Raw genomic sequence first — 6,961 nt, forward strand, 5'->3', positions numbered from 1 at the left:
GATCCGCTTGCCGAATCGGCGGCGGATCGCCGGGTCTGCGTCTTGACCGGGCAGGGGGACGCTGCAAGAACAGGCGCCGAATTTTGGGCGACGCGGAGGTCCGCGTCTCGGGCTGTGGAGTCGAACGTGTCCCGCGCGAGCTATCTTTTCACCAGCGAATCGGTTTCCGAAGGCCATCCCGACAAGGTTTGCGACCGCATCTCCGACGAGATCGTCGACCTCTTCTATCGCGAGGGGCCGAAGGCCGGCATCGATCCGTGGGCGATCCGCGCCGCGTGCGAGACGCTCGCCACCACCAACAAGGTGGTGATCGCCGGCGAGACGCGCGGCCCCGCCTCGGTCACCAACGAGCAGATCGAGAGCGTCGTCCGCGGCGCCATCAAGGACATCGGCTACGAGCAGGACGGCTTCCACTGGCAGACCTGCGACATCGAGATCCTGCTGCATCCGCAGTCGGCCGACATCGCGCAGGGCGTCGACGCGCTGCAGCCCGGCACCAACAAGGAAGAAGGCGCCGGCGACCAGGGCATCATGTTCGGCTACGCGACGAACGAGACGCCCGACCTGATGCCGGCGCCGCTGTTCTACGCCCACAAGATCCTGCGGCTGATCGCCGAGGCCCGCCACGCCGGCGTCGAGAAGGTGCTCGGCCCCGACTCGAAGAGCCAGGTGACGGTCCAGTACGAGCACGGCAAGCCGGTCGGCGTGCGCGAGATCGTGGTGTCGCACCAGCACCTGGTCGCCGACATGACGTCGAGCCAGGTGCGCGAGCGCGTCGAGCCCTATGTCCGCAAGGCGCTGCCCGAGGGCTGGATCAACGACAAGACGATCTGGCACATCAACCCGACCGGCAAGTTCCACATCGGCGGCCCGGACGGCGACACCGGCCTGACCGGCCGCAAGATCATCGTCGACACCTATGGCGGCGCGGCCCCGCACGGCGGCGGCGCCTTCTCGGGCAAGGATCCGACCAAGGTCGACCGCTCGGCCGCCTATGCGTCGCGCTATCTCGCCAAGAACATCGTCGCGGCCGGCCTCGCCGACCGCTGCACCCTGCAGCTCGCCTACGCGATCGGCGTCGCCCGGCCGCTGTCGATCTACATCGACACGCACGGCACCGGGAAGGTGCCGGAGGACAAGCTGGAGCGCGCCGCCGCCGAGGTCATGGACCTCACCCCCCGCGGCATCCGCACCCACCTGAACCTCAACAAGCCGATCTATGCGCGCACCTCGGCCTACGGCCATTTCGGCCGCACGCCGGACGCCGATGGCGGCTTCTCGTGGGAGAAGACCGACCTCGTCGACGCGCTCAAGAGCGCGGTCGGCTGAGCCGACCCGCGGGCGCGCCCGTCTCCGATCGGAAGCCGGCGGAGCTCTGCTTCGCCGGCTTCTCTCGTTTCGGCCGTCACGCGTAGGGTGGGCAAAGGGGCGCCGAAGGCGGCCCGTGCCCACGCGGTTCGCGGCCGGCTAGGACCGCGTGGGCACGGCGCGTTCCGCGCCTTTGCCCACCCTACGCAGTCCGAGCCCATGGAGCTGCTTTCGTTGGACCCGACCCCGACGCCGCCGCGCGCGTTTTTCGGCCGCCGCAAGGGCCACACGCTGCGCCGCCACCACACCGGTCTCCTCGGCGACCTGCTGCCGCGCCTCGCGCTCGACGTCTCGCGCCCGGCACCGGTGCGGCTGGGCGATCTGTTCGATCCGCCCGTGGACAAGGTGCGGCTGGAGATCGGCTTCGGCGGCGGCGAGCATCTCGCCGCCCAGGCGGCCGCCGACCCGGCGACCGGCTTCATCGGCTGCGAGGGCTTCGTCAACGGCGTCGCCCAGCTCCTCGTCCATGTCGAGGAGGCCGGGCTGACCAACATCCGCATCCATCACGGCGACGCCGCCGAGGTTCTGGCCTGGCTGCCGGAGGCCTCGCTCGCCGGCGTCGACCTCCTCTACCCCGATCCCTGGCGAAAACGCCGGCACTGGAAGCGCCGCTTCGTCCAGGACGCGACGGTGGCGACGCTCGCCCACCTGCTCGCCGACGGGGCCGCGTTCCGCTTCGCCTCGGACTGGGAACACTACGCCGCCTGGACGCTGGAGCATCTCCTGCGCGCGCCCGATTTCGAGTGGACTGCCGAGCGCGCCGACGACTGGCGCAAGCCGTGGGACGGCTTCACCCGCACCCGCTACGAGGCCAAGGCGATCCGCGAGGGCCGCACGCCCTGCTACCTGGTGTTCCGGCGTCGGCCGCGGGGGGTGACACCGTCGTGCGCGGGTCGAGCCCGATAGGCGCTAAGTTAGACGTGAAGGCACTGCCTCTCGGTGGTCGCCGTCCGCGCAGGCGGACGGCCCAGTATCCACCGGCGTTCGTTGTTTCAGCCGAAAGGCTGTGGCGTACTAGGTGCTCCGCCTTCGCGGAGCATGACGACGGATAGGCTTCGGGGCTAAACTAAGCGCCTATGCGGCGCACCCCGCGCATCCATTCACGTTCGAAATACGCTTTCTTGCACAAGGGCTTGCGCAAGACGATGGATGGCCGGTCAAGCCCGGCCATGACCGGGCGGATGCTTGGTGGCCCACGCCAGCGCCTGCTCCAGGCGGTCGTTGCCCCAGAACAGCTCGCCGTCGGCCGTGACGATGGTCGGCGCACCGAACAGGCCGAGGCGCTGCGCCGCCTCGGTCTCCTGGCGCAGCCTCGCCTTCACCTCCGGCGTCGCGGCCTGCGCCAGCACGGCGTCCGCATCGACGCCGAGCCGGGCGAGAAGGTCGGCGAGGACGGCCGGGTCGTCGACCGCCCTGCCCTCGCCGAATCCGGCCCGGAACACGGCGCGGCAGAACGCCTCGCCCCAGCCGGGGCTGTCTCGCGCCGGGCCGCCGGCGGCCGCGCCGGCAGCCGCCGAATCGAGCCCGATCAGGGCGATCCGTGCGGCGAGCAGGCTGTTGACCGGGAACACCGGCGGCCGGACGAGCGGCAGGCCGAGATCGGCGCACAGCCGCTCGAGATCCCGCCACATGTAGCGGCCCTTGGCCGGATAGATGACGAACGGCGAGGTGTCCCAGCCCTGCGCCTTGAAGATCGGCCCGAGCATGAACGGCCGGTAGCGCACCGCGACCCCGGCCGCCGCGGCGAGCGGGCCGATCCGCATCAGCGCCGGATACGAATAGGTCGAGGCGAACTCGAACCACAGATCGACCGGCGGCGGCCGAAGGCCCGCCGCCATCCCCGTTTCGGCCGTCCCGGTCGTCTCGCCCTCCCGCATCCGGTCCTCCCCTCGTCGTGGCCGCCCGCACGACCATACCTCGAAACCCACCCGACCGGGCGAGTTCGGGCCGTTCCCGGTGGGTCACGCAGCCGCGCCCGGTTCCACTTGCGATATCGGCGATCTTCGCTATAGTCCCGGTCGTCTGAGGACACCTCATAACGATCGCAAGGTCGGTTTTTGAGAGTGGGGCCCGCCCGGGACCCGCTCTTTTTTGTTACTTGCGGCCGGCCGGTCGTCGTCGCTGCGCCCCGGCCCGGGGGCGAGGTGTCCTGACGCGACTGTCCGCCCGCGACTTCGAAAAGGACCCGCTGGTTTCCCTATGGCCGGTTCCCGCATGAAAGAGACGACTGACGCCACCGTCCCGGCGAACGTCGCAGCCGAGAGCGCGCCCATCGACCGCGCGCCGCTCGACAGCGCGCTCGACGAGCCGCGGCTGATCGCCGAGAGCGGGCTCGCCGCGCGGGTCGCCGCAATCGTGGTGCCGGTGCTCGAGACGCTGGGCTACCGGCTGGTGCGGGTGAAGATCTCCGGGATCGACGGCTGCACCGTGCAGGTGATGGCCGAGCGCGCCGACGGCACCATGCAGATCGACGACTGCGAGGCGGTGTCGCGCACCCTGTCGCCGATCCTCGACGAGACCGACCCGATCGATCGCGAGTACCGGCTGGAGATCTCCTCGCCCGGCATCGACCGGCCGCTGGTGCGGCGCGTCGACTTCGCCCGCGCGCAGGGCCATCTCGCCAAGATCGAGATGGCCCTGCCGGTCGGCGGCAAGAAGCGCTTCAAGGGCACGCTCGCCGGGCTGGACGGCCAGACGGCGCGGCTCCATATCGAGAGCGGCGACGGCACGACGCAGGAGGTTCTCCTGCCTATCCCGGACATGGCCGACGCCAAGCTCGTGCTCACCGACGCGCTGATCGCCGAGGCGCTTCGCCGCGGCAAGGCGGACGAGAAGGAGGCGCGCCAGGAGCGGGCGGCGCGTCGCAAGGAACGCATCCAATCCCGCAAAGCGACCCGAGACGGAGCCGCCGCGGCCGAACGGCCGGCCGCCCCGCTCACCGACGGAGACTGATCCATGGCTGTCGTCAGCGCCAACAAGCTCGAGCTTCTGCAGATCGCGGACGCCGTCGCGCGCGAGAAGTCGATCGACCGCAGCATCGTCATCCAGGCCATGGAGGATGCGATCGCCAAGGCGGCGCGCTCGCGCTACGGCTCGGAGACCGACGTCCACGCCGAGATCGACCCGAAGAAGGGCGAGCTGCGCCTCGCCCGGCACATGCTGGTGGTCGAGGCGGTCGAGAACCCGGCCAACCAGATCAGCCTCGAGGACGCCCGCAAGCACAATCCCGCCGCCCAGGTCGGCGACACCATCGCCGACACGCTGCCGCCGCTCGAATACGGCCGCATCGCCGCCCAGTCGGCCAAGCAGGTGATCGTCCAGAAGGTGCGCGAGGCCGAGCGCGACCGGCAGTACCAGGAGTACAAGGACCGCATCGGCGACATCGTCAACGGCATCGTCAAGCGGGTCGAGTACGGCAACGTCGTCGTCGATCTCGGCCGCGGCGAGGCGATCGTGCGGCGCGACGAGATGCTTCCGCGCGAGGTGTTCCGCAACGGCGACCGCATCCGCGCCTACATCTACGACGTCCGCCGCGAGCCGCGCGGGCCGCAGATCTTCCTCTCCCGCACCCACCCGCAGTTCATGGCGAAGCTGTTCACCCAGGAGGTGCCGGAGATCTACGACGGCATCGTCGAGGTGAAGGCGGTGGCCAGGGATCCGGGGTCGCGTGCAAAAATCGCCGTGATCTCGCGCGACTCGTCGGTCGACCCGGTCGGCGCCTGCGTCGGCATGCGCGGCTCGCGCGTGCAGGCCGTGGTGAACGAGCTGCAGGGCGAGAAGATCGACATCATCCCGTGGTCGCCCGACATCGCGACCTTCGTGGTCAACGCGCTCGCCCCCGCCGAGGTCGCCAAGGTGGTGCTCGACGAGGACAAGGAGCGCATCGCCGTCGTGGTGCCGGACCAGCAGCTCTCGCTCGCCATCGGCCGCCGCGGCCAGAACGTGCGGCTCGCCTCGCAGCTCACCGGCTGGGACATCGACATCCTCACCGAGCAGGAGGAGTCGGAGCGCCGCCAGGCCGACTTCGAGAAGCGCTCGAAGCTGTTCATGGAGGCCCTCAACGTCGACGAGGTGGTCGGCCAGCTGCTGGCGTCCGAGGGCTTCACCTCGGTCGAGGACCTCGCCGCCGTCGACGAGAAGGAGATCTCCTCGATCGAGGGCTTCGACGAGGAGACGGCGCAGGAGCTGCAGACCCGCGCCCGCGAGTATCTCGACCAGATCGAGGCCGAGTACGACGAGAAGCGCCGCGCGCTGGGCGTCGAGGACGAGGTCCGCGAGGTGCCGGGCGTCACCGGCAGGATGCTGGTCGCCTTCGGCGAGAACGGCATCAAGACGGTCGACGACCTGGCCGGCTGCGCCACCGACGACCTCGCCGGCTGGACCGAGCGCAAGGACGGCGAGACCAAGCGCGAGGCCGGCATCCTGGACGGCTTCGAGCTGTCGCGCGACGAGTGCGAGGCGATCGTCATGCAGGCCCGCGTCAAGGCCGGCTGGATCAGCGAGGAGGATCTCGCCCGGCCGTCCGAGGAGACCGACGAGGGCGCCGAGGGTGAAAGCGAAGGCGAGGCCGAGGACGAAGGCGAGGGCGCCGCGGCGCCGCAGGCCTGACGGAGGACCGAGATCGCGATGCTGGCCCGGATCGAGGTGGGCGACACCGACGAGACCCTGCTGGACGGCGGCCCGAAAGGGGCCGCCGCCGCGCGGGAGCGTCTGTGCGTGGCGACCCGCACGGTCCGGCCGATCGACGAGATGATCCGCTTCGTCGCCGGCCCGGACGGCCGGGTGGTGCCCGACATCAAGCGTAAATTGCCCGGCCGCGGGGCCTGGGTGACGGCGGCCCGCGGGCCGCTCGTGACGGCGATCAAGCAGGGCGCGTTCAAGCGCGCCTTCAAGGGCAAGGCGACGGCCGAGGCCGGCCTCGCCGACGACACCGAGCGATTGCTGGAGCGCGCCGTGCTGGACGCGCTCGCCATCGCCCACAAGGCCGGCACCGTGGTGGCGGGCTACACCAAGGTCGAGACGGCGCTGACGTCGGGCGCCGCGATCGGCCTGGTGCGGGCCCGCGACGCCAGCCCGGACGGGGTCCGCAAGGTCGACGCGCTGGCGGCGCGACGCCCCGCCGCGGCCGACCGGCCGCTTCCGATCATTTGTTCGTTCGAATCCGTCGAATTGGATTTGGCACTCGCACGGACAAATGTGATACATGCTGCCCTTCTGCCCGGGCGCGCGAGCGAGGCGGTCCTGGGGCGTTGGCGCATGCTCGAAATGTTCCGAACGGGTGGCCCCGATCCGCGGGGCGACAGGCAGATGGCCGTGAACCCGGCCCGAGACTAGGATCGTAATGACTGATACCAAGAATCCTGGCGAGAAGACGTTGTCGGTCGCGCAGCCCAAGACCTTGACGCTGAAGCGTCCCGGGGTCGAGCAGGGCGTGGTGCGCCAGAGCTTCAGCCACGGCCGCACCAAGGCGGTCGTCGTCGAGAAGGTGAAGCGCCGCCACGGTCCCGAGGGCAAGTCCGAGCCGACCTCGCCACCGCCGCAGCAGAGCAGCGCCCCGCGCCCGCAGCCGCCGCGCCCGCAGGGCGGCGGCGCC

General features: G+C 70.5%; 7 protein-coding genes. 6 read left to right on the forward strand and 1 reads right to left on the reverse strand.

The genetic code is table 11. The features are described 5' to 3' along the window. Positions 1 to 126: 126 nt before the first annotated feature. Together metK and trmB are read left to right on the forward strand one after the other, a co-directional pair. Positions 127 to 1,329, forward strand: coding sequence for a methionine adenosyltransferase (gene metK / locus ABTU92_RS03245; protein WP_408087616.1), 1,203 nt, complete (start codon positions 127 to 129; stop codon positions 1,327 to 1,329). Between the two features lie 198 nt (positions 1,330 to 1,527). Next, the gene (gene trmB, locus ABTU92_RS03250) at positions 1,528 to 2,274 is read left to right on the forward strand and encodes a tRNA (guanosine(46)-N7)-methyltransferase TrmB (RefSeq protein ID WP_408087618.1); all 747 of its coding nucleotides are present in this window, start codon (positions 1,528 to 1,530) and stop codon (positions 2,272 to 2,274) included. Positions 2,275 to 2,525: 251 nt separating this feature from the next. Here trmB and ABTU92_RS03255 read toward each other — a convergent pair whose 3' ends face one another. Next, positions 2,526 to 3,206: a 2-hydroxychromene-2-carboxylate isomerase gene (locus tag ABTU92_RS03255; protein WP_408087620.1), complete on the reverse strand. Its 681-nt coding sequence runs from the start codon at positions 3,204 to 3,206 to the stop codon at positions 2,526 to 2,528. Between the two features lie 376 nt (positions 3,207 to 3,582). Here ABTU92_RS03255 and rimP point away from each other — a divergent pair, with 376 nt between their 5' ends. The 4 genes from rimP to ABTU92_RS03275 all read left to right on the forward strand — a co-directional run. Further along, on the forward strand, positions 3,583 to 4,320 hold the full coding sequence (rimP, locus tag ABTU92_RS03260) for a ribosome maturation factor RimP (protein ID WP_408087622.1): 738 nt from the start codon (positions 3,583 to 3,585) through the stop codon (positions 4,318 to 4,320). Between the two features lie 3 nt (positions 4,321 to 4,323). Then, positions 4,324 to 5,976: a transcription termination factor NusA gene (gene nusA, locus ABTU92_RS03265; RefSeq protein ID WP_408087624.1), complete on the forward strand. Its 1,653-nt coding sequence runs from the start codon at positions 4,324 to 4,326 to the stop codon at positions 5,974 to 5,976. Between the two features lie 18 nt (positions 5,977 to 5,994). Then, positions 5,995 to 6,702, forward strand: a complete 708-nt coding sequence (locus ABTU92_RS03270; protein ID WP_408087626.1) for an RNA-binding protein — start codon at positions 5,995 to 5,997, stop codon at positions 6,700 to 6,702. A gap of 7 nt (positions 6,703 to 6,709) precedes the next feature. Then, positions 6,710 to 6,961: translation initiation factor IF-2 associated domain-containing protein (locus ABTU92_RS03275; RefSeq protein ID WP_408087628.1), on the forward strand; the 252-nt coding region annotated here is incomplete at its 3' end.

Source organism: Rhodoplanes sp. SY1 (assembly GCF_046000175.1).
Classification (GTDB): Bacteria; Pseudomonadota; Alphaproteobacteria; order Rhizobiales; family Xanthobacteraceae; genus Rhodoplanes.

Excerpts from the sequence above, each read along its gene's own strand:
- ABTU92_RS03270 (WP_408087626.1), top strand. The coding sequence starts at position 5,995 with ATGCTGGCCCGGATCGAGGTGGGCGACACCGACGAGACCCTGCTGGAC.
- ABTU92_RS03255 (WP_408087620.1), bottom strand. The coding sequence starts at position 3,206 with ATGGCGGCGGGCCTTCGGCCGCCGCCGGTCGATCTGTGGTTCGAGTTC.
- trmB (WP_408087618.1), top strand. The coding sequence starts at position 1,528 with ATGGAGCTGCTTTCGTTGGACCCGACCCCGACGCCGCCGCGCGCGTTT.
- nusA (WP_408087624.1), top strand. The coding sequence starts at position 4,324 with ATGGCTGTCGTCAGCGCCAACAAGCTCGAGCTTCTGCAGATCGCGGAC.
- rimP (WP_408087622.1), top strand. The coding sequence starts at position 3,583 with ATGAAAGAGACGACTGACGCCACCGTCCCGGCGAACGTCGCAGCCGAG.